The following is a 24,995-nucleotide window of genomic DNA, read 5'->3' as shown; positions in this document are numbered from 1 at the left end:
GAGCAATTGTCATGTGGAAGTGGCTTCACCCTTACGCAAAACCGGAAAATAGTTATCGTTTATGTGGGAAACTCATCCCATGGTTTGCGGTGCTCGCCGGGCTGAGCTTAGTCATTGGTTGTATTTGGGGCTTGGCGTTCGCGCCTGCTGATTACCAACAAGGCGATAGTTTTCGCATCATTTATATTCACGTGCCCGCGGCCATTTGGTCAATGGGCGCCTATCTGTCGATGGCCATTGCAGCCTTTGTTGGGAGAGTCTGGCAACTCAAAATGGCAGACTGGGCGGTGGGCGCGATTGCCCCAGTTGGTGCAGTCTTTACCTTTATCGCCTTGATCACTGGCGCGATTTGGGGCAAGCCCATGTGGGGAGCCTGGTGGGTATGGGATGCGCGGCTCACCTCTGAATTGATCCTGCTTTTCCTCTACATCGGTGTCATGGCGCTGTATAACGCGTTCGATGATGCGCGTATGGCAGCCCAAGCGGCGGGAATATTGGCGATGGTCGGGGTGATTAACCTGCCGATCATTCATTTCTCTGTCGAGTGGTGGAACACCTTGCATCAAGGCGCCACGATTACCAAATTTGCCCGCCCGTCAATTGATCCAGACATGCTCTGGCCATTGCTGGTTTGTTTGGTTGGGTTTGCTAGCTTTTTTGCCACGTTGACCTTAATGGGGCTGCGGAATCAGATCGTGTTGCGTGAGTCGCACCGCCCTTGGGTGCGGGCCTTGGTGGAGGACAAATAATGCATTTTGATAGCATGAGTGCTTTTTTGGCGATGGGAGGTTATGCCGGTTACGTGTGGAGTGCGTTTGGCATCACCGCATTGGCATTAATTGCACTGGTTATTGGTTACCATCGTACCCATAAGAAACGGCTTGAAGCCGTCAAAAAACAAATGGCGCGAGAAAAACGCATTAAAGATGCCCAAGCACTGGAGAACACCTTATGACTCCTCGTCGTAAAAAAAGGCTTTGGATCACGCTTGCCTTATTGGTGGGTGTATCAACCACAATGGGGTTAGTGCTCTATGCACTGAACCAAAATATGGACTTGTTCTATACGCCAACCGAAATTGTTCAAGGTAAGCCGGATGGCAGTAAACCTCAGGTTGGGCAACGACTGCGCATTGGCGGCATGGTCGTAGAAGGGTCGGTCAAACGCGACCAGGAGTCACTGCAAATTCAATTTGATGTCGCTGATGTTGGCCCTGCTGTTACCGTCACATACGAGGGAATTCTGCCGGATTTGTTCCGCGAAGGGCAGGGGATTGTCGCGCAAGGTGTGCTGGTTGATTCGCGCACGGTGAAAGCCAGTGAAGTGCTGGCGAAGCATGATGAAGAATACATGCCACCAGAGATTGCTGAAGCGATGCAGAAAAATCATCAACCGCTCGAATACACCGACCAACAAAAGCAAGGTAGTCAATTATGATTGTTGAGCTGGGGCATTTTGCGCTGATCCTCGCCTTGGGATTAGCGCTGTTATTGAGTTTTTATCCCCTTTATGGGGCCAGCCAAGGCCACGAAGGTATGATGAAAATGGCACGGCCTTTATCGGTCGCCATGTTCGCCATGTTGCTCTTTTCATTCATCGCATTAAGTTGGGCATTTTAYACCAATGATTTCACCGTTGCCTATGTGGCAAGCAACTCCAACAGTGCATTACCCTGGTACTATCGGCTGACTGCTGTTTGGGGCGCTCATGAAGGCTCTTTGCTACTTTGGGTATTAATTCAAGCTTTGTGGACCGTCGCGGTGGCGGTGTTTAGTCGCGGGATGCCACTGTCTTCCATTGCGCGTGTACTCGCAGTGATGGGAATGATCTCGGTCGGTTTCTTACTGTTTATTATTTTGACCTCAAACCCTTTCGATCGCACCTTGCCTTACTTTCCTGTTGATGGTCGCGATTTGAATCCGCTTCTGCAAGATCCCGGTTTAATTGTTCATCCTCCGATCCTCTACATGGGCTATGTAGGCTTTTCGGTGGCATTTGCCTTTGCGATTGGGTCTTTAATTGCTGGTCGGTTAGATACGGCTTGGGCGCGCTGGTCCCGTCCTTGGACAACGGCGGCGTGGTTGTTCTTAACCTTAGGTATTGCGTTGGGTTCTTGGTGGGCGTACTACGAGCTTGGCTGGGGCGGCTGGTGGTTCTGGGATCCGGTAGAGAACGCGTCGTTTATGCCTTGGCTTGCGGGAACGGCATTAATGCATTCCTTAGCGGTGACGGAAAAACGCGGCACCTTTAAAGCGTGGACCGTTTTACTCGCCATCGCGGCGTTCTCATTGAGCTTACTGGGCACTTTCTTGGTGCGTTCAGGCGTGCTGGTGTCTGTTCACTCGTTCGCGTCAGACCCTGCGCGAGGGCTGTTCATTCTAGGCTTTTTGGTTGTCGTTATTGGCGGGTCTCTGCTGCTTTATGCCTTACGGGCATCGGAAGTGCGGGTACGAACGAAAGTGTCACTCATCTCACGTGAAAATGCGCTACTCGTCAATAACACCCTGTTGATGACTGGGTTAGTGGTTGTCTTGATTGGTACCTTATTACCCTTGGTACACAAGCAACTCGGATTAGGGTCGGTCTCGATTGGTGAGCCCTTCTTTAATTTCCTATTTGCGTGGTTGATGTTGCCTTTTGCCTTCTTCCTTGGCATCGGTCCCCTGATCCGCTGGAAGCGAGACAAGCTGAGTACCATCGCGAAACCGATGTGGATAAGCGGTCTTATTTCGGTTGTGTTTGGGGTGGCGACCATTGCCCTCCTCGCAGACAGCTTTAAAGCAATGGCGGCAATGGGCATCACTATGGCCGCGTGGATCACCCTTCTTCACGGCTATGAGCTTTATATTCGTGCGACCCATCGACATGCCTTTATGGTTGGGATCCGTAAGCTAGGCCGCAGTCACTGGGCGATGGTCCTCGGTCATATTGGTCTTGCTATCACTATCATTGGGGTCGCAATGGTCGAAAACTACGATATCGAACGTGATGTGAAGATGGCGCCGGGGAGCAGTGTCACGTTAGAAGGTTACACCTTTAACTTCACCGATTTGTCCCATAAAGATGGCCCTAACTACGATGGCTTTGTGGCGTCGTTCGATGTCTATCGCGGCGAGCGTTTTATTAATCACCTTGAAGCGGAGAAGCGTTTTTATCGTGTTCAGCGTTCAATGATGACCGAAGCCACCATCGATCGCGGCTTAACGCGCGATCTCTATATTGCCATGGGGGAAGAACTTCCTGATGGCTCTTGGGCGATGCGTCTATACTACAAACCTTTTGTGCGTTGGATTTGGTTTGGCGCCATTGTCATGGCGGTGGGTGGCGTTTTGGCGATCAGTGATAAACGCTATCGCTTCCGTCGCCAGACCAAATCAACTCACGTGAAGGAGGCGCGGGCATGAGAAAAGGGTTGCTGTTTTTACCGCTGGTGATCTTTGCCGCCTTGGCGTTCTTTTTTGTTTCGCAATTGGAGAAGAATGCCCAAGGGGACGATCCCACCAAACTGGAGTCGGTGTTGGTCGGACAGCCTGTGCCTGAGTTTCGTCTTGAAGATCTGAAAACGCCAGACAAAGCCTACGATCAGGCCATTTTTAACGGCGAACCTTTATTGCTGAATGTGTGGGCAACCTGGTGCCCGACTTGTTACGCTGAGCATCAATTCTTGAACAAATTGGCGTCGCAAGGCGTGAAGATCATCGGCCTAAATTACAAAGATGATCGTGCGAAGGCAGTAAAATGGCTAGATAACCTCGGCAATCCCTATCAGATCAGCTTGTATGATGGCGATGGGATGTTAGGGCTTGATCTGGGAGTGTACGGTGCGCCTGAAACCTTCCTCATTGATGCCAATGGCATCATCCAATATCGCCATGTGGGTGACGTGAATGCCTCTAATTGGGCGCAGACCTTAGGTCCGATGTATCAGTCACTCAAGGAGGAGGTGCAATGAAACGATTCGCCTTACTGTGCGTGCTATGGATGAGTGCGGCATTTGCATTGGCCAATGCTATTGATGTCTATGAATTTGATTCGCCAGAGCAAGAAGCGCGTTTCAGAGCCCTGACCCATGAGTTACGTTGTCCTAAGTGTCAAAACAACAGTATCGCTGACTCCAATGCAGAGTTAGCACAAGATCTGCGTCAAAAGGTGCATCAAATGCTTCAGCAAGGGCGCAGTGATGAAGAGATCTTAAGCTTTATGGTGGCACGCTACGGTAACTTCGTGAGGTACAACCCACCGCTGACGGCATCCACCTTGATCTTATGGTTGGCGCCAGCACTGGTATTGGCGTCGGGTATCGGTGTGGTGATTGTGCGCAGCCGTCGCCATAAACAGGCCGAAAAGAGCTCGCTGAGTGAGGATGAACAGCAACGCTTGCAGGATTTGTTAGCGTCGTCAGATGATTCAGAACAGGCAGATAATAATCATAACAAGGAGCCCAAATGATGGAGTTTTGGAGTGCCACCTTGGTGCTGTTTATTCTTGGTGCAGTGATGTTTCTGTGGCCGCTATGGCAAAAAAAAGACCATGATCATCAAGCAAGCCGAGATGCTCTGAACAAAGCCTTTTATTTTGATCGCGTGAACGAAATTAAGGCGGAGAGTGCGGAAGGCCTGATTGAGAACGAGCAAGATCTCACCCAAGATTTACAGCAATCGTTACTGGACGATATTCCGGAAAAGGAAAAAGCACGACAAGCGCGCCATTTGCGTTTATCACCCATGCAGTGGATTCCTGGATTGATTGTGTTGGCGGTAGTGAGTTTTGGCTTATATGGCGTCAAAGGCAGTGCTAACCAAGTGGCTGATTGGCAAGCCACCGCGGAAAACTTACCAGCGCTGTCTAAGAAGCTTTTAAATAATGATCAGCCCATGTCACAGCAGGAGATGCAAGATCTGACCTTAGCGCTTCGTACCCGTTTGCAGTATGAGCCAGATGACAGCACCGGTTGGTTACTATTGGGCCGTATTGGCCTTGCAAATCGTGATAGGGAAACGGCCAAAGGGGCGATGGAAAAAGCCTATGCGTTATCCCCCTCTCGTCCCGAAATTCAGATAGGATTGGCGCAAGCCTTATTGTTTGCCGGGTCGGAAGTCGACAGTGGCCGTGCAGAAACCTTGCTGAGATCGGTAGTGAGTGAAGACCCGTTTAACTTGCAAGCCATGTCGTTACTGGCCTATCAAGCGTTTGAGCAAAGACGATTTAATGATGCGATTGCGACGTGGAAAGCAATGAAAACCTTGATTGGCCCTGATGACCCACGTAACGAAACACTGGATCAATCCATCGCGCGCGCTCAGTTGGCCCTCAACGCCGCGCAAGGAGCGGCGGTAGAGGTGAAGGTGAGTCTTGGCGAGGATGTCACCCTCCCTGACAATGGGGTACTTATCGTGTCTGCCCATGAGTCGGCGCAAGCGCCTATGCCGTTGGCGGCAAAGCGCTTACCGCTTTCTAAGTTTCCGGTGACCGTTCGCTTGTCTGATATCGACAGCTTGAATCCCAATCGTGCGCTATCCTCTCCAGAGATGTTAGTGATAAAAGCGCGCATTGACGTGGACGGCAATGTCGCTACCAAAGACGGTGATTGGGTAGGAAGCAGTCAGCCAGTTAAAATCGGTCAAGCGGCAAGCGTGATAATCGACAAACAGCAATAATCACGACAAAATAGACTTCTTTGCGCAAAAGGCTGGGCTTGCCCAGCCTTACTATTAAGGAAATGAATTTGATGTGGAAACGTCTTTGTTTGATAGCGGTCGTGCTCGGTTTGCTATCTGGGTGTGCCTCGCGGCCTGAAGGTGCTGAGCCCCACCCTGAAGACCCGTTAGAAGGGTTTAACCGTGCGATGTGGACTGTCAACTATGACTACTTAGACCCTTACGTTGCACGGCCTGTTTCTATCGCCTACGTCGATTATGTTCCCAGTCCAATGCGGACCGGTATTTCGAATTTTTTGGGCAACCTTGAAGAGCCTGCGAGCTTTTTAAACAGCTTATTGATGCTGGAAGGGGAGAAAGCTGTCACTCACTTCAACCGTTTCTGGATCAATACCTTGTTTGGGCTCGGTGGCATTATTGATATTGCCTCGGATGCGGATATTCAGAAATACGATCAGCGCGAATTTGGTGACGCGATGGGGCATTATGATGTTGGCCACGGCGCCTACTTGATGCTACCAGGATATGGGCCAACGTCTGTGCGAGAAGGTGCAGGGGAGTTTGTCGATGGTTTGTATCCGCCACTTGCCTTGCTGACTTTGCCGCAATCGGTACTCAAGTGGATGTTTGATGGCATGGAGTCACGTGCTGCACTCGTCTCACAGGAGTCGCAGTTGGATAACTCGCCAGACCCTTACGCTTTCGCGCGAGAAGCCTATTTGCAAAACCGTTTGTATCGAGCGAAAGGCGATGAGGCGCTCAAAGAACAACCCGCGCTCAACGATGAGTTCTTGGATGACTTTATCGATGATATTGACGCCGCGCCGTAAATCCACATGAGCCGCTTGCGCAAAAAGGGATAAAAAAACACCACGGCCAAAACCGTGGTGTTTGTATTTCGTCAAATCAAAAAATTAGAAACGGTAGCTAGCTTGCACACCCAGCAGCCACACGTTACCTGTTGTTTCACCATCAAAATTGCCGCCAAACACAGATCCTGATTGATCGGACGCAATTCCATCACGAGGCTCCTTCACGGGAGCATCTTTGGCAAAAACATAAGTAAAGGCTGCATCTAAGGTCAGTTGTGACGTCACGTCATAGCCGGCACCCACACTCACCCAAGTCCGGTCGGTCTCAGGGATGGTCAAGGTGCGATTTTTATCGCTCACTGCTGAGGTATCGTAAGCAACGCCTGAACGTAGCGTTAGTTTTTGATCCCACTGGTAGGTAGTTCCCACGGCAAAGCGATAGTTGTCTTCCCAGTTTTCTACTTTCACCATTTTTGGATCGCTAGACAGCGAGGGGATATTGGCTTCAAGCTTGTCAAAGCTGCTCCAATCGGTCCAGTTAAGGCTGGTATGTACTGCCCATTTTTCCGACAATTGATGCAGGGAAGATAATTCTGCAGTCGCTGGCAGAGTCAGATCCATGCTGCCAGAAAAATGACGGTTTGGATTGGCTGAGTCATAGCTCAATCCTTCAGCATGACCTTCAAGTGTTAGCTCGACTTCAGAACGATAGTTAAAACCGATGCGGTTATTGTCGTTGATGTCATAGGCAACACCGAGTTGCCATCCCCACGCGCGGTCATCCCCTTCCATATATTTGAGGGTTGTCCCTTTCGGGTAAGGGCCGTATTGCAAGCTGCTTTTCGCCCCAATACTGCCTTCACCCAACACATAGCGAAGGCCTGCGCCGACGCGCAATTGCTCGGTGGCTTTCCATGAGAGGTTTGGATTTATTTCAAACGTGGTGACGGCCGCTTCATTACCAAACTGGGTACCGGTAAAGTCATTGCCCAGATCGGTTTCCATACCAAAGTTGGTGGCGAGAGCTAAGCCGGCGGTAAAACGGTCGTCGATTTGATGGGAAAAATAGAAATTAGGGATCACGGCATCATGAGCGACGTCACTGGTAGATGTTTTACCGTAAGTCGCATTATTACCTTCAATATCGACATTCGGGTTGACGTAAATGCCGCCTGCAGAGACTTGGGTGTCCGCCAAATAGCTTAATAGGGCAGGATTACGAAACTGGGCGCTAGCGTTATCGGCCATTACGGCTTCGCCGGCAAATGCGCGGCCGAGGCCCGTTGCGGAGGTTTCGGCTAATTGAAAACCTGCACTGTACGCGGAGGTTGAAAGAGAGCCCAATGCCGCAGCGACGGCGAGATAAACGATCTTATTATTTTTCATCGGCTTACTTGTTCGCTATAAAAAGGGACGCTCAGCCTAAACTCTCTTGAGGTTAAATCAATTTTCCTGTCGTATATGGCGAGTAAAACAGAATAAAAATCTATTTTTAATTTTTAAACTAGTTCTTATTACTAATTTTACTGATTGGTTAGTTAGCAATGATCAGTATTTCAGCGTACATCTGTGTACACGCGTGTTCGCTAAAATAGGGCGGGCCGACCGCTATCAACGAGTGGAGCATGAGAGAAGAAGCGGCGAGTATGATCGCCGCGTATTTCGTTATATGGCTTGTGGGTGCAAATGGCTTTGCAGTTGCTGGGCAAGCGGTGACAATGCCTCGTTCGCTTCACCGACAACAATGACGCTCGCATCATGAGCCGGCAGGCTTACCGACATCATATTACCATCACGCTGCTGAGCAGGAGATTGACTGGACATGGGAACCACAAAAACCGTATAGGCCTGCCCATCAGCTTCCATCACCATATGCAGCGCATGTTGGTCACCAAAACTGCAATGGTTGATATAGGTGACTTGGCCGGGGAGCTGGGTGAATGCTTTGCCGAAAGGACGTAACTTAGCGTTAACCTGTTGAATGCTGGCATTTTCATTAACACCCTCGATAAAGGTATGTTCATGATAGTAGTGTGCCAAGGCAACACGGTTGATATCCACGCTACCCAATCCCCAGTTAAATTGCCCCAAAGCTATCCCAAATACAAACGCAATCGATGCGGCGATCGCCAGGTGCCAGCGAGGTCGCTTCGTCTGAGCAGCGACATGGGATGTTTGTGCAAATACGATTTTATCCGCCAAATCCTCAGGCACATCGACCCGCAAGGCTTGATCGATTCTACTGTCGAGATCGGCAATATCGTCGGCATACTGTTGATGGCTTGCTGACGCTGACTTATGTGCTTGGACATCTGGATCTGTGGTATGCGGATCAGCCAGAAGACGGCGACGGAATTCAAGATCGTCCATAGTGTTTGCCTCCCGGGTTGGCGTTGGTATCGAGTGCTTCTTTGAGTTGCGCTCTTGCTCGGAATAAACGTGTCATCACCGTGTTTTTATTTAAATCAAGGATCTGAGCGATTTCATCGCCACTAAACCCCGCGATCACTTGCAGCACTAGCGGCTCTCGGTACTCAGGGGCTAGGGCGGCGATTTGACGGTGTAACCAGCGCTGCTCCATCGAGGCTTCTTCACTTGGGCGAGTATTATCGACCAACTCTCCATCTTCGACTTCCACGGTATCAAACTGTTTGCGTTCGAAACGTCGCGCATTTTCTCGGCGTAAAATAGTAATAAGCCAGGCTTTTGCAGCTTTATCATCGTGCAAACTGTCCAGGGCTCGCCATGCGCGCAAACAGGTTTCTTGCACTAAGTCTTCCGCGATATGCGGATCTTTCGCTAGCCAGAAAGCATAGCGATAGAGGTCACGGTGCCAAGCGCGCACCAGTGCCTCATAACGGGCTTGTCGGTTCATACCAGACTCGACCTTATAAGGTGACGATTAATTTCATACTGACCGTGCAAAGTGTCATTAAATTTCATCTTTTCACGAAAAGCGGCGTAACTTTGATCTGTTTCAATATAGCGTACTCACAAGTCGGTAAAGTGAACCCTGTCGTTATCGGCCATGTGTCGACACTCGTGAGGTTGAGTGAACGGCGTTTCCTTTTTGAATGATATGACTTTCTGTTCGGATCTGGGTGCGGGGAAAAGCACTGCACACTTCCCAGATTATCGTTTTGCTTTCCAATCTTTTTTGGGGCTCACGCTAGCGTGTAGCCCCTTTTTTTATTGCGTATTTTCTTTTCAATTCTCTGAAAATAAATCACTGTGATCAGCCTAGGTGCTGAATTGTGCGCCTGTTGGCAATCTTACCAATCAATTAAAACGGATGTTTTAAGCTGGTAACATTTTAGTTACACTCGTGGTCAGACCTGTAGAATATCCTAAGGAGCAGTGATGACGTCTCAGCAACACCTTAAAACCAGCAAAGGCGATCGTATCGCCATTGTGTCTGGGCTGCGCACGCCATTTGCCCGCCAGTCAACCGCCTATACAGATGTCCCCGCGGTTGACCTCGGAAAAATGGTGGTTCAAGAAATGCTCAATCGCAGTGCGATTTCGCCGAAAGACATCGATCAAGTCGTGTTTGGTCAAGTGGTACAAATGCCGGAAGCCCCAAACATTGCCCGTGAAATTGTATTGGGGACAGGTATGGACATCCATACTGACGCCTACAGTGTCACACGTGCTTGTGCGACCAGTTTTCAAGCGGTGGTGAATGTTGCTGAGAGCATGATCGCGGGCAATATCGAAGTGGGTATTGCTGGGGGCGCGGACTCTTCGTCCGTACTGCCCATTGGTGTGAGCAAGAAGTTAGCTCGTACTCTGTTGGACTTGAGTAAAGCCAAAACCATGAGCAAGCGTTTGAAGCTGCTCAGTAAGCTTTCGGTGAAAGATCTGGCACCTGTCCCACCTGCGGTAGCGGAATATTCAACCGGCCTAAGTATGGGGCAAACCGCAGAGCAAATGGCAAAGTCACATCAAATTAGCCGCAAAGAACAAGATGCCTTAGCGCTACGCTCGCACCAACTGGCCAGCAAAGCGTGGGACGAAGGCTTGCTCAGTGATGAGGTGATGACAGCGTACCCTGAACCTTACAAAGCGTGGATTGCACAAGACAACAACTTACGTCCGCAATCCACTCTTGAGGATTACGCGAAACTGCGCCCAGCTTTTGACCGCAAGCATGGCTCGGTCACCGCGGCAAACAGTACGCCGCTCACTGATGGTGCCGCGGCGGTGTTGATGATGCCAGAAAGCCGCGCCAAAGCGCTGGGCCTTGAGGTATTAGGGTATATCCGCTCTTATGCATTCTCTGCCATTGGAGTGCAAAAAGACATGCTGATGGGGCCGTCTTACGCGACGCCGCTTGCGCTCGACCGTGCCGGTATTTCACTGTCCGACCTAACCTTGATCGATATGCACGAGGCCTTTGCGGCACAAACCCTTTCGAATGTAAAAATGTTTGCATCCGAGACGTTTGCACGTGAGCACCTTAATCGTGATCGCGCGATTGGCGAAATTGATATGGATAAATTTAACGTCTTAGGGGGCTCGATTGCATACGGTCACCCATTTGCGGCAACCGGTGCCCGTATGATCACCCAAACACTGCGTGAACTGAAACGTCGTGGCGGCGGACTGGCCCTTAACACCGCATGTGCCGCAGGTGGACTTGGCGCAGCAATGATTTTGGAGGCGGAATAATGACAGTCGAAAACCATCAAGCCTTTACGCTACATATCGCTGACAACCAAGTCGCTTGGCTAAAAGTGGATGTTCCCGGAGAAAGCATGAATACCCTACAGGCAAGCTTTGTCGAAGGGGTCTCCGAGGTACTGGAACAACTGGAAAACAATAGCAACATTAAGGGACTTGTGATCCATTCTGGCAAGCCAGACAACTTTATTGCCGGTGCGGATGTGCGCATGCTCGATGCGTGTGAAACAGCTGAACAAGCCGCAGAGATTGCCGCACAAGGACAAACGTTATTTGCACGTATCGAAAAGCTACCCTTCCATGTTGTGGCTGCAATCCACGGCCCATGTTTAGGGGGCGGATTAGAGCTCGCGTTGGCATGTCATAGCCGTGTCGCGACCGATTGTGACAAAACCCGACTCGGGCTGCCAGAAGTGCAACTGGGCTTATTACCCGGCTCGGGCGGTACGCAGCGATTGCCACGTCTAATTGGCGTGCCGAATGCGCTAGATATGATCCTAACCGGCAAACAGCTTCGAGCGAAAAAAGCGAAAAAGCTCGGCGTGATTGATGACTGTGTCCCGCATACCGTATTGCTGGATGTGGCAGAAGCCTTGGCGCAAAAATCAAAGCCGAAGCGCCCGCGTAGCTGGCAAAGCTGGATGCTCAGTGGTAATGCGGTTGGCCGTAACTTTGTCTTTGACCAAGCAGGAAAGAAAACCCGCGCTAAAACACGGGGTAACTATCCTGCTGCGGATGCGATTCTTGCGGTGGTGAAAAAGGGGTTAGATAAAGGCATTCAAGCGGGTCTTGAAGAGGAAGCGCGCCGTTTTGGTGAACTGGTGATGACCAGCGAATCCAAAGCGTTGCGCAGCATTTTCTTTGCGACCACGGCGATGAAAAAAGAAAACGGTGCAGATGCTGAGCCGGGCGAGATTAAACGGATTGGCGTCTTAGGTGGCGGCTTGATGGGCGCCGGTATTGCCCATGTGTCGGTCGCAAAAGCCGGCTATCCTGTCCGAGTGAAGGATGTCAGTGAAGACGGCATCTTAAATGCGCTGCGCTACAGCTACAATTTGCTCAACAAAAAGCGCAAGCGTAAGCAGATCAGTAAAGCGGAACTGCAAGCGACCATGATGCAACTGTCTGGCGATACGCAGGCGACCACATTATCGAATGCAGATGTGGTGATTGAAGCGGTGTTTGAAGATTTATCACTCAAGCATCGTATGGTCGAGGAAATGGAGTCAATCACAGGAAACAAGGCAATTTTTGCCACCAATACCTCGTCATTGCCCATTCACCAAATAGCTCAAGGCAGCCAGCGCCCGGAGAACATCGTGGGCTTGCATTACTTTAGCCCGGTAGAAAAAATGCCGCTGGTGGAAGTCATCCCGCATACTGGCACCAGTGAGAAGACCATTTCGACGGTGGTAAAACTGGCTCATCAACAAGGTAAAACGCCTATCGTGGTTGGTGACAGTGCGGGTTTTTATGTCAATCGTATCCTAGCGCCCTATATGAACGAAGCAGCGCGAGTGTTATTGGCTGGCGAAAGCATTGAGCATATCGACAATGCTTTACTTGACTTCGGTTTCCCAGTCGGCCCGATCACCTTGTTGGACGAAGTCGGGATCGATATCGGTGCTAAGATTGCGCCCATTTTGACCCAAGAGCTGGGTGAGCGTTTTGAAGCGCCAGATGTGTTTGACGTGTTGCTGAACGACGACCGAAAAGGGCGTAAAACAGGCAAAGGATTTTACTTATACGATACGGGAAAAAAAGGCAGCAAGGGCAAACAGGCCGATAAAAAAGTGTACAGCCTGCTCAATATCAAGCTGAATCCAACGCTCTCTGGCCATGACATCGCACAGCGATGTGCGCTGATGATGCTCAATGAAGCGGCGCGTTGTTTGGATGAAGGGGTGATCCGCTCTGCCCGTGATGGTGATATCGGTGCGATTTTCGGCATTGGATTCCCTCCTTTCCTAGGCGGTCCTTTCCGCTATATGGACCAAGTGGGAGTAGAGCGCATTGTGAGCTTGCTGCAATCTCATCAAGACCGTTATGGGGACCGTTTTGCACCGTGCGAGCGTTTGGTGATGATGGCAAAAGAAGGGCTACAGTTTTATCCCTAAGCTCGGCGTGCCACCTAAACCAAAAGGGCAGCGTTCACGCTGCCCTTTTTTGTCGTCGTTTGTCAGGCCACTGTGGTTTTGCAGTGACGCGCTTATTCTTCGCTGCGGCCACAAATGGCCCGAAATGCGTCAATATCGCGAATAGGGTGCGCACCGTCTAATTCGGCATGTTCACGGTGCTCGCTGCCGCAGCTATGCATAACAAGCCTATCCGCGGTTCGAGGTTTGAGACGGTTAACCACAAAACGCACCATGTCGGCACGGGTTAGCGACTCCATGGCCTCGGCCACCTGTTCACGGCGTTCGTAGTGATAGTCTTTGTTGCCGATACTGATCCAATAGCGCTGCGCGCGAGCACGTAGGTTATTATCTGGCTCGCGAATTTGCGCTAATAGGCTTTGCTTACTGCTTTGCCAGCGTGCTTCGCTCATTTCAAGCAAGATCATAAATAGCGCATTGAGGAAGTCATCCACAGCGGCCATCAGTTGGTTAGGGCCTGCCATTGGCGATTGGACGTAAAAGATCAGCCCTGGGTGGCGATTTAACGGTAAATTGCCAGCGCCTACCATATATCCCAATTGTTGGCGCGTGCGCAACTCGTTAAAAAAGGTGGCTGACATCAGATGATTGGCAAGCGTGTAGGTGGCGACCGCTTCGGAGGAGGTGTCTGGACTTTGGTAGTACACCAACAACGCCGACTCCGCATGATCGAGTGCTAGCTCGTAGCTCATGGTGCCGCAGTCATTTAATAAGGTCAGCGGCCGGATCGATTCTTGATAGGTTTGATCGTCTACCCGCAGCGCATCTTTAACGGTTTCGGCCAAGGCCTTCGCATGGTGACGGTGCCAGTTGCCATAGACAAACATATCCACATGCAGCGTGGCGAACATGGCCTCAACGAACACGGGTAAATCGGCGATCGTGACGGTGTCGAGCGCGTCGAGCAAGGCTTGATAGGGTGGGTTATTGGGCTGCAATATCCCCGTCATGCTGTTATAGAGCTGACTTAATGGCTTATTTTTGGCCCCGTTTTCCCAATTACGCTTAAGTTGGCTTTTGATCACTTCAAAGCGTTCGGGTTTAAAGTTTCGCCGTGAAAAGGTGTCGAGGATCAAGGCCAACAGCAGCGGTTGTTTATCATTAAAGCCACTGATGTTTAATGTCACGCCACCTTGGTGGGCATATAAGTTGTAATTAATGCCTGCAATTTCTGCTTGGTAGGCATGTTCGTTCAGCGCTTCAAGTAGCATTTCGACGCTCAAGCGTGTCATGACAATGTTTTTGACGCTGGCGACGGCATGCGGACTGTCAATAGCAATGTAGACATGCCCTTTGGGCACCCGAAAGTGAGGCTCTTGACCATGCCAGAGCCGGAACCCTGGCAGCTCTTCTATCAATATCGGCGTATCGCTCGCATCATCTTCAAGCGGTAAGGGGCGCAGCGCATCGGCAATGTAGGGATTTGGATCGGGTAAGGTCAGCGCAGGAGAAATATAGGTGGTGCGCCATTTCTCACACTGCTTTTCGCTAAAGTGCTTCACCGCATAGGGCGTGTCATACCATTTGGCTTGTTTGTCGTATTTAAAGCCTTTGGCAACCAAGGTCACTCTGAGGTTATCGACCGTCATTTGCTGCAGCATGGCTTGGATTTGGGCGTGGTCAAACCCGGCCATCATGTAATCCCCGTACACCACCTCAATCGGGTCATAATGCTGCATATTCATCACCAGCTGACTCACTGTATCAATCGGGCGCAGCGGCTCTTGATAGTAAAACGCGAGCTCTTGGACTTGGCGTTTTTCTTGGTAACGCCACGCTTCCACACCGTATTGGCGGATAAGCTGAATGGCTTGAAACACATAGGTGATAATGTCGTCGAGCTTGCTCAAGCCCAGCTCGGTGAGTGCAAGGCTTAAGGTAAACTCACGGAAATCTTTGCCACTGATGCCACCGCCTGCAGAGAGGGTATTGATGTAGCCTTTGCTTTTGAGCAGAGACATCAAGCTACCAGGACCTTCATAGCCGAGAAGGTGGGCGATGTAAGATAGAGGTTTCGTGCGGTATTGATATTCGCTTTCGGGCAGTGAGAACGCGAGGGTTAACTTGCGTACCTCTTTAAGTGGCTCCACGGTGACCCACTGGCGTCGCTGTGCGGCACTGATCAGTGGTTCATGGATGCGCAGTGGTGAATAGTCGTGATTGATAATGGCACTAAAATGCTGCTGTGCCATCGCTTCTAGCTCATCAAGTGACTGTGGGCCCGTGACGGCTAACGTCATCAGGTTAGCGCTGTAATTGGCGTGATAAAACGCAATCAGATCGTCTCGCACCGACTGACCCGCTCTATCTGCCAAGGTCTCCAAGCTTCCGACTGAGAATTTTGCGAAAGGGTGAGCGGGATTAATGGTTTCTTTATGGACTTGATAGATGCGCCGCACATCGTCGTTGAGCTTCATGCGATATTCAGCATCCACGGACTGACGCTCTTTATCGACAGCATCGGCATCAAAGCGAGGCGAAATAAAAAACGCGCTGAAACGGTCGAGAGCCGCACGGAATTGGCTGGGGCGAATATCGAAAAAGAAGGTGGTGTTTTCAGTCCCTGTCCACGCGTTATTATGGCCACCATGCTGGCTAATAAAGCGCTGAAAGTCACCTGCTAGCGGATATGCATCCGTGCCCAAAAACAGCATATGCTCGAGAAAGTGTGCCAAGCCTTCTCGGTCGGCTGGGTCATGAAAATGGCCCACATTAACAGATAAGGCTGCCGCGCTGCGGTGTGCCGCAGGATCGGAGACTGCCAAAACGCGGAGCGCGTTGGGCAGGGTGAAATAACGGTAGCGCTTATTGTCATTTGGGCTAACATGCACAGGCAACTCGATATCGTTTAAACAAGTTATGCCTCAATTATGACTACCAGTGACCTGAGTCGCAAACCACTTCTTTGGTCTTTTGCGATATACATTGGTAGCATGCGGCTAAATCACAGATAACTGTTGTGAGTATTTCTGGCTATGAAACTGATCATAATGCGTCATGGGGAAGCACAAGCGTTTGCTGCAAGCGATAGTGAACGCGGTTTAACCGTGAATGGCGAGCGACAAAGTGAGCAAATGGCAGCTTGGCTCAGTCAACATTTGGCTGGCGAGACGATCGATAAAGTATTGGTAAGTCCTTACTTACGTGCACAGCAAACCTGGCAAGTCTGTGCGCCACACCTTCCTGCCCGTGAGGTTGCCACTGAGCCAGACATCACGCCTTATGGTCAGAGCGACCAAGTCTATACCTATCTGCAAGCCATGTTTGACGTAGAAGCACCGAATGTTGTCCTCGTGGTATCTCATTTGCCGCTGGTGGGCTATTTGACCAACGAGTGGCTGCAAAATGGTCAGCCGCCAATGTTCTCGACGTCAGCCATGGCGGTACTTGATATCGATGGTCAAAACGATACGGCCGAGCTTATTGCAATGATGTCGCCGCGCGAGCTACAAGGCTAAACCGGCTCGGGAGCTAGCGGTCGGAAACGTCGATTAACACCAAGAGTGCACCATTACCGCCGAACTCCAGTGGGGCCTGATGAAATGCCAACACATCTGGATGCTGTGCGAGCCACAGTGGGATTTTTTCTTTGAGGATCCCTTTGCCGATGCCGTGCATGACACTGGCACACTGGACGCCGTCTTTGACACAGGCTGCGAGCATCGCGCCGAGTTCACGTTTTGCTTCCATCTGTGTCATGCCATGTAAATCTAAATAGATATCGGGCACATAGACGCCACGACGCAAGCGTTTCACCTCATATTTTGAGACGCCTTGGCGGGCGTATTGCATAGGGCCAGATTCACTGAGTAAAGGCTCAAACTCATCAGAAAAATAAAAGGCATGATCGCGGCTTTGTTGCTCGAATCGCTGCTGTTTGCGCGGTTTGCTCGTCTGGCGTTGTGGCGGGTTTATGGTATCCTGCTCCAACTTTTTTGCGCCTTTGACGGCATCACGGAATAATGCAAAATCCTCTTCCGTTATTGATGGTTTTTTGCTCATAAAAACTGTCCCCGAGGTGATAATCTGAATTGTACATTCAGCCAGCTCAAAATGCTGCTTATTGTACTGACCTCGCGTCAAAGGGCGACCCTAAATTGCATGAAGCCGATGGAGGCCAATGTGGATACGATTTTTACTGAAGAAGTGGTCAGCGAATTACATACGCTGCAAGACATGCTGCGCTGGACAGTCAGTCGTTTCAATGCGGCAGGGCTGTTTTACGGTCATGGCACAGACAATGCTTGGGACGAGGCGGTGCAGCTTGTGCTTCCTACCTTATATCTTCCTGTCGATGTCCCGTCTGAGACGCGTTTTTCGCGCCTGACCACCAGTGAAAAACATCGTATTGTTGAGCGTGTCATTGCACGGATTAACGATAAAACCCCTGTTGCGTACTTGACTAACAAAGCCTATTTCTGTGGCCTCGAGTTTTTTGTTGACGAGCGCGTCTTGGTGCCACGTTCACCGATTGGTGAACTGATCCAACAAGAGTTTGCCGGTATTTTACCGCATGCCCCAAGCCGGATTATGGACCTATGCACCGGCAGTGGCTGTATTGCGATTGCATGCGCCTATGCTTTCCCTGATGCGGAAGTCGATGCGGTGGATATTTCTACCGATGCGTTGGAAGTGACCGAAATCAACATTCAAGATCACGGCTTGGAAGAGCAAGTGATCCCGCTGCGATCTGACTTACTAAAAGACGTCCCGCAAGATAAGTACGATTTGATTGTTAGCAATCCTCCGTACGTGGATGCAGAAGACATGGCCGACCTGCCTGACGAGTTCCGCCATGAGCCTGAATTAGGTCTGGCTGCCGGGACGGATGGATTGAAACTGGTTCGTCGTATCCTCGCCAATGCTCCGGATTACCTCACCGACGATGGTGTACTGATTTGTGAAGTGGGTAACTCGATGGTGCACATGCAAGAGCAATATGGCCACCTACCATTGCATTGGATCGAATTCGAAAACGGCGGTCACGGCGTGTTCATGATCTCGCGTCAAAATTTAGTTGCCTGTGCTGAGGAATTTGCGCTTTATCGCGACTAGTCACACGCGCTTAGCATACTTTTCTAGCCAGCCTTTGTGCTGGCTTTTTTTATTTTTGCACTGACGATCTGAGGTGGATTTTTTTTTGCGTCTTTGACTGCTTTGTGGTTAATTGCTAACAAAGTACGCAAAAACACAACAATGCCCATCAGGCAAACAGAGGAAGGCATGGCAGGCAACACGATTGGACAAATTTTTCGCGTGACGACGTTTGGAGAAAGCCACGGTATCGCACTGGGCGCGATTATTGACGGCTGCCCCCCGGGGTTGACGTTGACGGAAGCGGACATGCAGCATGATCTTGACCGTCGTCGCCCCGGCACATCGAAGTACACCACACAGCGTCGCGAGCCTGACGCCGTTAAGATTCTCTCCGGTGTGTTTGAGGGCAAAACCACGGGGACATCGATCGGCTTGATGATCGAAAATACCGACCAACGCTCAAAAGATTACTCCAAAATCAAAGATGTGTTTCGTCCCGGCCATGCCGATTTTACCTACCATCATAAATATGGCATCCGCGACTACCGCGGCGGTGGTCGTTCGTCAGCGCGTGAAACCGCGATGCGTGTTGCCGCAGGGGCGGTGGCTAAAAAATACCTTGCCCAAGTCCACGGTATTCAAGTCCGTGCCTACTTGGCGCAGATGGGAGACGTGACCATAGACACAGTTGATTGGGCGCAAGTTGAGCAAAATCCTTTCTTCTGTCCTGACCCAAATAAACTCGATGAGTTAGACGCACTTATCCGTCAGCTTAAAAAAGACGGCGACTCGATTGGTGCGAAACTGACCGTAGTGGCGGAAAACCTGCCGGTAGGCTTAGGGGAGCCGGTGTTTGACCGTTTAGATGCTGATATCGCCCACGCACTGATGGGGATCAATGCGGTGAAAGGGGTCGAGATTGGCGATGGTTTTGATGTGGTAACCCAGCGCGGCAGTGAGCATCGTGATGAAATACATCCTGACGGCTTTGCCTCAAACCATGCCGGTGGCATTCTGGGAGGGATTTCTTCAGGTCAGCCGCTGGTTGCCCATTTAGCCCTAAAGCCGACTTCTAGCATTACGGTTCCGGGAAAAAGCATTGATATTCATGGGGAGTCCGCGGATGTGGTGACCCGAGGCCGTCATGATCCCTGTGTGGGGATCCGCGCGGTACCGATTGCTGAAGCCATGGTGGCGATTGTGCTTATGGACCATTTGCTGCGTCATCGTGGCCAAATGGGGGCGAATCCCAGCATATAGTTTTTGATTCAGTCGCTTWCCCAAAAAACCGCACCCAGTTGTGCGGTTTTTTATGATCAGTGCAGTGATGAAGGAGCTTCAAAGCGAAAAACGGGTAACGACCAACCAAAACGAAGGGCAGCCATTCGAAAACTAAAGCCAATCACTAAACTAGCAACCGTCGCAATCAGTTCACCGACATCGAGGCGAATCAAGCTAAAGTAAAGCGCACCGGTGACAAAGGCGACCAAGGCATATAACTCTTTGTGCAAGACCATCGGCGATTGACGACAGATTAAGTCACGCAATAGTCCACCAAAAATACCGGTGATCAGGGATGAAACCATGCAAATCAGAGGATGTAGCCCCATATCCATCGCTACGCGGCAGCCAATAATGCTGAAGGCGGCAAGGCCCAGTGCATCTAGGGTGACAAACAGTTTATAATTGCGAGCAACCCAGCTGGCAATCCACGGCGTAATCAAGCCTGCGACGCAAGTAATCACGAGAAAATGCGGGTTAGCAACCCAAGTGAGAGGGTAGTGGCCAAACAGAATATCGCGGACGGTTCCGCCACCGATAGCGGTGGCACTGGCGACAAACATTACCCCAAACCAGTCCATGTGTTTTCTACCTGCGCTGAGTGCACCTGTCATGGCTTCCGCGGTAATGCCAATGACATAAAGCGTCAATAACAACATACAACCCGACACCTTATACTGGGATTAGAAATTGACGCGCATTGTAGTGGCCTTAACGGCCTCATACAATCAAATTTGTGATGAGGAACAAATAAAAAAGAGTGTTTAGATTGAAAGGGTTAGCTGTTGTAGATGCTGCTTTTTATCGCTAAAAATGTCTTTTTTGTTACTGATTGATATTTAATCCTATTAAAGTGCTGTATGACCCACGATTATCACGACTTAATCCGGCTTTTTAACCAAACATTTCTTGGCACGTTCAATACTGAACTCTTACTGGGCGGCGATGAACCCATTTATCAGCCCGCAGATGCAACGTACCCACATCATCGGGTGATTTTTGCGCGCGGTTTTTTTGCTTCTGCGTTACATGAAATTGCACATTGGACCATTGCCGGCGAGAAACGCCGTCAATTGGAAGACTATGGCTATTGGTATCACCCCGATGGTCGTGATGCTGACACGCAAGCTGCCTTTGAGGCCGTGGAAGTGAAGCCACAAGCGATTGAGTGGATACTATCTACAAGCTGTAGATTTCGTTTTCAAGTCAGTTGCGACAATTTAAGTGGTGTCGAGCCGGATCGCCATGCGTTTACTGCCAAAGTGCGTCAGCAAGTGATGGACTACCTGAGCGAAGACAGCACAAGCCCCGTATTACCCGTGCGTGCTAAGCAGTTTTCTGATACCTTGCGAGGCTTTTACGGCATTGCCCCGTTAACGCCCAACGATTTTGCATTGCCCGAGTCAGGCTAAGAGAGACATGATGATCCAAGACTACGAAGAACGTATTTTGACCTTGATTGACGAGATGGTAGAAACCGCCTCTGATGATGAGTTATTTGCCAGTGGTTATTTGCGTGGCCATGTGTCTCTTGCCGCTGCAGACTGCGAATTGGAAGGTCTTGATGACGTTGCCTCCCTCAAAGCGCGTGTGGATGCCAGCCTCAATGACAATGCCAGTGAATTGTCTCCCGGCGATCAACGTTTGGTGGGCGCATTGTGGGACTTGCTGCAGCAACAGGTTGAAAAAGACCAATAGTCTTCGCCGCTGAGCGCATGAAATAAGCGGCGCCGACAGTAAACAGCCATCGTCTTGACGATGGCTGTTTTGTCTCGTGCCTATGGTTACAAGGCTTTGCCTTTTAACAGCTTACGTACCCACATTCGCCCTGGATGCAGTCTGTCGAGCACCGTTTGTGGTAATGGCAAAGGCTCATCACACAATTGTGCGGCGAGTATTTCCGCGGCAAGCGGCGCGGACGTAAGACCACGTGACCCCAAGCCGAGTAGGCAAAATAGCCCCGGATAGACAGGCACGGAGCCTGCTTTTTCTTTATCTTTTTGCAGATTCTGGTACGCAGCAACCAGTGCGTGATAGTCGCAAACATTGCCCACAAACGGGAGGTGATCGCGACTGGCGCAGCGTACGCCCACACGTCCTTCTTTTGCAACTGGCACGGCACGCGCCCAGTCGGTATCAATACAACTGGTGAGACGCTGTTGGTTCTCGGTTTGCTCGTCAGCTTGGAAAGTGAGGTCTGCATTATTCCGGCTGTAACTGGCCCCCAAGCAATGCTCTCCTGCTTGATTGACCGGCGTTAAATAGCCTTCGAAACACAGCACTGTATTAAGTTGACGTAGCTCAGCATTGGTGGGGACATGGCTCACTTGACCTCGCACCGGATAAACAGGAATCGGCTGTGTTTGGCCAAATTGAGCGGATTGGTGACCGTTTGCGATCACCACATTATGATGCCAAACCTCACCAATTGCTGTGTTAAGTGTCCAGCCATTGTCGGCTTGCGTCAGAGCATCCACGTGGCAATCAAAATGTGCGCGCAGTTGTCCGCTCGCGATAGCCGCATCAATCACGGCGGCCGTAAATTGTTGTGGGCTCATCCACCCACCCAATGGATAAAATACGCCTGCATGGCCGGTTTCTAGGCCGACCGTCTCAGCTACATCTGCCTTATCGATTGGCGTGACGAGTGTGTCTGGAAAGTCACCTTCGGTCATTTTAGCCAGTTTGGTCGCACTTTTCTCATCGTAACCCAGTTGAGTCACGCCACACCATTGGTGTTCAAACGCGATCCCTTGCTCGTGTTGTTGCTCAACAAACTGGCGAGCAAACAAAAACGCAGGAGCAAAAAATTGGCTTAGATTGTCGTTATTGCCATTTAAAAGTGGATAAATGGCGCCTTGGCGGTTACCTGATGCCCCCGCTGCAGGATGCGAGTCTTGGCTATAGAGGGTGACGCGTTTTCCGCGTTGAAGTAATGCCGTGATCAATGCGGCACTGGCAATCCCTCCGCCAATGACCGCAATATCATCTGCCGATATGGCCGGAGTCCGAGCGTACCATGGTTGAAAGCTGGTCGCCGTTTTGCGCGTGGGTAATCGGCCTGCCAGCATTTCGCGTTTGTGGCCAAACCCTTTCACCTTTTGCATGTCAAAACCGGCAGCTAATAGACCACGACGGACAAAACCAGCGGCGGTAAAGGTGGCGCAAGTACACTGCTCACGGGCAAGCCTAGCCATGCCATCAAATAAATCTTGATTCCACATCTCCGGGTTTTTGCTCGGGGCAAAACCGTCGAGATACCAAGCATCGATAATCCCTGCTGCGCCAGTCGGCACTTGTGGTAACCAATCTTTAATATCACCAAACCACAAATCGAGTGTAATCTGACCTTGTGCCAGCACGATCCGTTGACAGCCCGCTAAAGGGGCTGGGTAGTGAGAACGAAGCTGCTCTGCATACGGGGCAAGCTCAGGCCAAGCTTGATGCGCACGGTCAAGATCTTCTACGGTCAGGGGATATTTTTCGAAACTGATAAAGTGCAGTTGTGTGACCGCCGCATCGGGTTGGGCTTGGCGGAACTGCGCAAAGGCGTGCCAGGTCGCGAGAAAGTTTAATCCGGTGCCGAAACCGGTTTCCGCGATCACAAAGCGGGGCGATGAGTGGGTCTCCCAGCGGGTGGGAAGTTGGTTTTGAGCCAAAAACACATAGCGGGTTTCGGCGAGGCCGTCAGCGTTAGAAAAATACACATCGTCAAACTGGTCGGCGACCGGTGTGCCAGTGTCGTTCCAACTGATTTGCGCATGTTTAATTGAGGGAGAGCTCACAAATGCCTCATACAAAAATGTCGTAAAAGCGAAATTGTACTGACTGAAAGGAAAGCTGACCACTTATCAGCTTTAAAAACGCTATCATCCACTGCGAAATTAACGTCTAGGAAAGAATCATGAAACGAGCTGTCATTACAGGCATGGGGATTGTTTCCAGTATTGGTAACAACGTCAAAGAAGTGCTGGAGTCGCTCAAAGCGGGAAAATCTGGCATTAACTTCTCTCAGCAGTTTGCCGATATGAAACTGCGCAGTAACGTTTGGGGTGACCTCAAACTGAACCCCGCCGACCATATCGACCGCAAAAAAATGCGCTTTATGGGTGACGCGGCTGGCTTTGCTTATCTTGCTATGGAGCAAGCGATTGAACACGCAGGTCTTGCGCCTGAACACGTCTCTAATGAACGGACCGGCCTTGTCGCAGGCTCAGGCGGTGCGTCTTCTGTTAACCAAGTAGCAGCGGTCGATATCCTTCGAGAAAAAGGGGTTAAACGCGTTGGCCCTTACATGGTGCCCCGCACTATGTCCTCGACGGTATCTGCGTGCTTGGCCACCCCATTTCAAATTAAAGGGGTGAACTACACCATGAGCTCTGCTTGTGCAACATCAGCACACTGTATCGGTCATGCACTTGAGCTCATTCAATTGGGTAAGCAAGACATCGTATTTGCTGGTGGCGGCGAAGAGCTTGATTGGTCATTAACCATGATGTTTGATGCCATGGGTGCGTTATCAACGAAATACAATGACGACCCACAAAAGGCTTCACGGACCTATGATGCAGACCGCGATGGGTTTGTTATCTCTGGTGGTGGCGGCATGTTGGTGGTCGAAGAGCTTGAGCATGCATTGGCGCGTGGCGCGACCATCTATGGTGAAATCGTCGGTTATGGTGCGACTTCTGACGGCTACGACATGGTTGCCCCGTCAGGCGAAGGCGCCATCCGCTGTATGAAGATGGCGATGCAAGATGTGGACGGCGACGTGGATTATATCAATACCCACGGCACATCCACCCCAGTTGGTGATGTCAAAGAGCTTGGCGCGATCCAAGAAGTTTTCGCAGGCAAGAGCCCAGCGATTTCAGCGACCAAAGCCATGACGGGCCACGCGTTAGGCGCGGCAGGTGTGCATGAAGCCATTTATTCGACGTTGATGCTGGAGCATGGCTTTGTGGCGCCAAGTATTAACATCGAACAACTCGATCCTGCTGCAGAAGGGTTAGATATCGTCACTGCACCGCGTGAGCAAGCACTGACGCGTGTGATGTCGAACAGCTTTGGCTTCGGTGGCACCAATGCGACCTTGGTGATCGAAAAATATCGCGGTTAATCCGCCCCTCGTTTTCCAGGTTTGCAGAGCAATTCTGCCATCAGACGCGGGCTATTATCGTTGAGAGCCGGTAATGGTCTTTTCAGGTCCTGGATTTACCCGGCTTCGGCCGGGTTTTTTTATGCCGACTCCTGCCATCGATAATTCCACCGTCCCCGTTGAGCAAGGGTGTTTTCTTGTGACGAGCCAGATACAATATTGCCTTCGCATTTTGCATCCGATACGCGGTGCACCGACTCACACAGGACGT

General features: G+C 50.7%; 22 protein-coding genes and 1 pseudogene. 16 read left to right on the top strand and 7 right to left on the bottom strand.

What is annotated here, in order from left to right:
• Positions 1 to 11: 11 nt before the first annotated feature.
• The 8 genes from BZJ19_RS00940 (at position 12) to BZJ19_RS00905 (ending at position 6,487) form a co-directional block, all read left to right on the top strand.
• Positions 12 to 749 (top strand): heme ABC transporter permease, encoded by a 738-nt coding sequence (locus BZJ19_RS00940; RefSeq protein ID WP_077674293.1) that lies wholly within the window; start codon positions 12 to 14, stop codon positions 747 to 749.
• Positions 749 to 955 carry a heme exporter protein CcmD gene (gene ccmD / locus BZJ19_RS00935; RefSeq protein ID WP_069587186.1) on the top strand — a complete coding sequence of 69 codons (207 nt, stop codon included), beginning with the start codon at positions 749 to 751 and terminating at the stop codon, positions 953 to 955. Before BZJ19_RS00940 ends, ccmD begins: the two co-directional genes overlap by 1 nt.
• Positions 952 to 1,437 carry a cytochrome c maturation protein CcmE gene (ccmE, locus tag BZJ19_RS00930; RefSeq protein WP_077674292.1) on the top strand — a complete coding sequence of 162 codons (486 nt, stop codon included), beginning with the start codon at positions 952 to 954 and terminating at the stop codon, positions 1,435 to 1,437. Before ccmD ends, ccmE begins: the two co-directional genes overlap by 4 nt.
• A complete protein-coding gene (locus BZJ19_RS00925; protein ID WP_077674291.1) occupies positions 1,434 to 3,404 on the top strand; it encodes a heme lyase CcmF/NrfE family subunit in 1,971 nt (656 codons plus the stop codon). Before ccmE ends, BZJ19_RS00925 begins: the two co-directional genes overlap by 4 nt.
• Positions 3,401 to 3,952, top strand: coding sequence for a DsbE family thiol:disulfide interchange protein (locus tag BZJ19_RS00920; protein ID WP_077455488.1), 552 nt, complete (start codon positions 3,401 to 3,403; stop codon positions 3,950 to 3,952). Before BZJ19_RS00925 ends, BZJ19_RS00920 begins: the two co-directional genes overlap by 4 nt.
• Positions 3,949 to 4,449 (top strand): cytochrome c-type biogenesis protein, encoded by a 501-nt coding sequence (locus BZJ19_RS00915; RefSeq protein ID WP_077674290.1) that lies wholly within the window; start codon positions 3,949 to 3,951, stop codon positions 4,447 to 4,449. Before BZJ19_RS00920 ends, BZJ19_RS00915 begins: the two co-directional genes overlap by 4 nt.
• Positions 4,446 to 5,657: a c-type cytochrome biogenesis protein CcmI gene (ccmI, locus tag BZJ19_RS00910; protein ID WP_077674289.1), complete on the top strand. Its 1,212-nt coding sequence runs from the start codon at positions 4,446 to 4,448 to the stop codon at positions 5,655 to 5,657. The genes BZJ19_RS00915 and ccmI overlap by 4 nt, the downstream gene beginning before the upstream one ends.
• Before the next feature lie 71 nt (positions 5,658 to 5,728).
• On the top strand, positions 5,729 to 6,487 hold the full coding sequence (locus BZJ19_RS00905) for an MlaA family lipoprotein (protein ID WP_077479254.1): 759 nt from the start codon (positions 5,729 to 5,731) through the stop codon (positions 6,485 to 6,487).
• Positions 6,488 to 6,571: 84 nt separating this feature from the next.
• On the opposite strand, the gene BZJ19_RS00900 is transcribed toward BZJ19_RS00905, so the two are convergent.
• The 3 genes and pseudogenes from BZJ19_RS00900 to BZJ19_RS00890 all read right to left on the bottom strand — a co-directional run.
• A complete protein-coding gene (locus BZJ19_RS00900; RefSeq protein WP_077674288.1) occupies positions 6,572 to 7,855 on the bottom strand; it encodes an outer membrane protein transport protein in 1,284 nt (427 codons plus the stop codon).
• Between the two features lie 279 nt (positions 7,856 to 8,134).
• A complete protein-coding gene (locus tag BZJ19_RS00895; RefSeq protein ID WP_077674287.1) occupies positions 8,135 to 8,839 on the bottom strand; it encodes a DUF3379 family protein in 705 nt (234 codons plus the stop codon).
• A pseudogene (locus tag BZJ19_RS00890) lies at positions 8,826 to 9,359 on the bottom strand (sigma-70 family RNA polymerase sigma factor); the annotation flags it as partial. The gene BZJ19_RS00895 and the pseudogene BZJ19_RS00890, both read right to left, overlap by 14 nt.
• Positions 9,360 to 9,829: 470 nt before the next feature.
• Here BZJ19_RS00890 and fadI point away from each other — a divergent pair.
• Together fadI and fadJ are read left to right on the top strand one after the other, a co-directional pair.
• Entirely contained in the window at positions 9,830 to 11,140 is a 1,311-nt protein-coding gene (fadI, locus tag BZJ19_RS00885) for an acetyl-CoA C-acyltransferase FadI (protein WP_077479250.1), read from the top strand.
• Positions 11,140 to 13,269 (top strand): fatty acid oxidation complex subunit alpha FadJ, encoded by a 2,130-nt coding sequence (fadJ, locus tag BZJ19_RS00880; protein WP_102136079.1) that lies wholly within the window; start codon positions 11,140 to 11,142, stop codon positions 13,267 to 13,269. The genes fadI and fadJ overlap by 1 nt, the downstream gene beginning before the upstream one ends.
• A gap of 92 nt (positions 13,270 to 13,361) precedes the next feature.
• Here fadJ and BZJ19_RS00875 read toward each other — a convergent pair whose 3' ends face one another.
• Positions 13,362 to 16,139 carry an insulinase family protein gene (locus BZJ19_RS00875; protein ID WP_077674285.1) on the bottom strand — a complete coding sequence of 926 codons (2,778 nt, stop codon included), beginning with the start codon at positions 16,137 to 16,139 and terminating at the stop codon, positions 13,362 to 13,364.
• 144 nt (positions 16,140 to 16,283) lie between these two features.
• Between BZJ19_RS00875 and sixA the strand changes: the two genes are divergently transcribed.
• Positions 16,284 to 16,766: a phosphohistidine phosphatase SixA gene (gene sixA / locus BZJ19_RS00870; protein ID WP_077674284.1), complete on the top strand. Its 483-nt coding sequence runs from the start codon at positions 16,284 to 16,286 to the stop codon at positions 16,764 to 16,766.
• A 13-nt stretch (positions 16,767 to 16,779) separates the two neighbouring features.
• Here the strand turns inward: sixA and smrB are convergent, their stop codons facing one another.
• Positions 16,780 to 17,310, bottom strand: coding sequence for an endonuclease SmrB (gene smrB, locus BZJ19_RS00865; RefSeq protein WP_069587210.1), 531 nt, complete (start codon positions 17,308 to 17,310; stop codon positions 16,780 to 16,782).
• A gap of 120 nt (positions 17,311 to 17,430) precedes the next feature.
• On the opposite strand from smrB, the gene prmB reads away from it, so the two are divergent.
• Positions 17,431 to 18,363 (top strand): 50S ribosomal protein L3 N(5)-glutamine methyltransferase, encoded by a 933-nt coding sequence (prmB, locus tag BZJ19_RS00860; protein ID WP_077674350.1) that lies wholly within the window; start codon positions 17,431 to 17,433, stop codon positions 18,361 to 18,363.
• 168 nt (positions 18,364 to 18,531) lie between these two features.
• Positions 18,532 to 19,605, top strand: a complete 1,074-nt coding sequence (gene aroC, locus BZJ19_RS00855; RefSeq protein ID WP_077479247.1) for a chorismate synthase — start codon at positions 18,532 to 18,534, stop codon at positions 19,603 to 19,605.
• A 56-nt stretch (positions 19,606 to 19,661) separates the two neighbouring features.
• Here aroC and BZJ19_RS00850 read toward each other — a convergent pair whose 3' ends face one another.
• On the bottom strand, positions 19,662 to 20,285 hold the full coding sequence (locus tag BZJ19_RS00850; RefSeq protein WP_077479246.1) for a trimeric intracellular cation channel family protein: 624 nt from the start codon (positions 20,283 to 20,285) through the stop codon (positions 19,662 to 19,664).
• Between the two features lie 201 nt (positions 20,286 to 20,486).
• Between BZJ19_RS00850 and BZJ19_RS00845 the strand changes: the two genes are divergently transcribed.
• Both BZJ19_RS00845 and BZJ19_RS00840 read left to right on the top strand, forming a co-directional pair.
• Entirely contained in the window at positions 20,487 to 21,038 is a 552-nt protein-coding gene (locus tag BZJ19_RS00845) for an elongation factor P hydroxylase (protein ID WP_077674283.1), read from the top strand.
• Positions 21,039 to 21,048: 10 nt separating this feature from the next.
• A complete protein-coding gene (locus tag BZJ19_RS00840) occupies positions 21,049 to 21,324 on the top strand; it encodes a YfcL family protein (protein ID WP_069587231.1) in 276 nt (91 codons plus the stop codon).
• 86 nt (positions 21,325 to 21,410) lie between these two features.
• On the opposite strand, the gene mnmC is transcribed toward BZJ19_RS00840, so the two are convergent.
• Positions 21,411 to 23,411: a bifunctional tRNA (5-methylaminomethyl-2-thiouridine)(34)-methyltransferase MnmC2/FAD-dependent 5-carboxymethylaminomethyl-2-thiouridine(34) oxidoreductase MnmC1 gene (gene mnmC, locus BZJ19_RS00835; RefSeq protein WP_077674282.1), complete on the bottom strand. Its 2,001-nt coding sequence runs from the start codon at positions 23,409 to 23,411 to the stop codon at positions 21,411 to 21,413.
• 119 nt (positions 23,412 to 23,530) lie between these two features.
• On the opposite strand from mnmC, the gene fabB reads away from it, so the two are divergent.
• Entirely contained in the window at positions 23,531 to 24,745 is a 1,215-nt protein-coding gene (gene fabB, locus BZJ19_RS00830; protein WP_077674281.1) for a beta-ketoacyl-ACP synthase I, read from the top strand.
• Positions 24,746 to 24,995 lie beyond the last annotated feature (250 nt).

Source organism: Salinivibrio proteolyticus (assembly GCF_001996165.1).
GTDB lineage: Bacteria > Pseudomonadota > Gammaproteobacteria > Enterobacterales > Vibrionaceae > Salinivibrio > Salinivibrio proteolyticus.
This window is presented reverse-complemented; position numbering and strand designations above follow the sequence as displayed.

Coding starts and splice junctions, on each gene's coding strand:
- ccmE (WP_077674292.1), top strand. CDS start 952: ATGACTCCTCGTCGTAAAAAAAGGCTTTGGATCACGCTTGCCTTATTG.
- BZJ19_RS00915 (WP_077674290.1), top strand. CDS start 3,949: ATGAAACGATTCGCCTTACTGTGCGTGCTATGGATGAGTGCGGCATTT.
- ccmI (WP_077674289.1), top strand. CDS start 4,446: ATGATGGAGTTTTGGAGTGCCACCTTGGTGCTGTTTATTCTTGGTGCA.
- ccmD (WP_069587186.1), top strand. CDS start 749: ATGCATTTTGATAGCATGAGTGCTTTTTTGGCGATGGGAGGTTATGCC.
- BZJ19_RS00900 (WP_077674288.1), bottom strand. CDS start 7,855: ATGAAAAATAATAAGATCGTTTATCTCGCCGTCGCTGCGGCATTGGGC.
- BZJ19_RS00840 (WP_069587231.1), top strand. CDS start 21,049: ATGATCCAAGACTACGAAGAACGTATTTTGACCTTGATTGACGAGATG.
- BZJ19_RS00895 (WP_077674287.1), bottom strand. CDS start 8,839: ATGGACGATCTTGAATTCCGTCGCCGTCTTCTGGCTGATCCGCATACC.
- sixA (WP_077674284.1), top strand. CDS start 16,284: ATGAAACTGATCATAATGCGTCATGGGGAAGCACAAGCGTTTGCTGCA.
- BZJ19_RS00845 (WP_077674283.1), top strand. CDS start 20,487: ATGACCCACGATTATCACGACTTAATCCGGCTTTTTAACCAAACATTT.
- BZJ19_RS00920 (WP_077455488.1), top strand. CDS start 3,401: ATGAGAAAAGGGTTGCTGTTTTTACCGCTGGTGATCTTTGCCGCCTTG.
- BZJ19_RS00850 (WP_077479246.1), bottom strand. CDS start 20,285: ATGTTGTTATTGACGCTTTATGTCATTGGCATTACCGCGGAAGCCATG.
- fadI (WP_077479250.1), top strand. CDS start 9,830: ATGACGTCTCAGCAACACCTTAAAACCAGCAAAGGCGATCGTATCGCC.
- smrB (WP_069587210.1), bottom strand. CDS start 17,310: ATGAGCAAAAAACCATCAATAACGGAAGAGGATTTTGCATTATTCCGT.
- aroC (WP_077479247.1), top strand. CDS start 18,532: ATGGCAGGCAACACGATTGGACAAATTTTTCGCGTGACGACGTTTGGA.
- fadJ (WP_102136079.1), top strand. CDS start 11,140: ATGACAGTCGAAAACCATCAAGCCTTTACGCTACATATCGCTGACAAC.
- fabB (WP_077674281.1), top strand. CDS start 23,531: ATGAAACGAGCTGTCATTACAGGCATGGGGATTGTTTCCAGTATTGGT.
- BZJ19_RS00940 (WP_077674293.1), top strand. CDS start 12: ATGTGGAAGTGGCTTCACCCTTACGCAAAACCGGAAAATAGTTATCGT.
- BZJ19_RS00905 (WP_077479254.1), top strand. CDS start 5,729: ATGTGGAAACGTCTTTGTTTGATAGCGGTCGTGCTCGGTTTGCTATCT.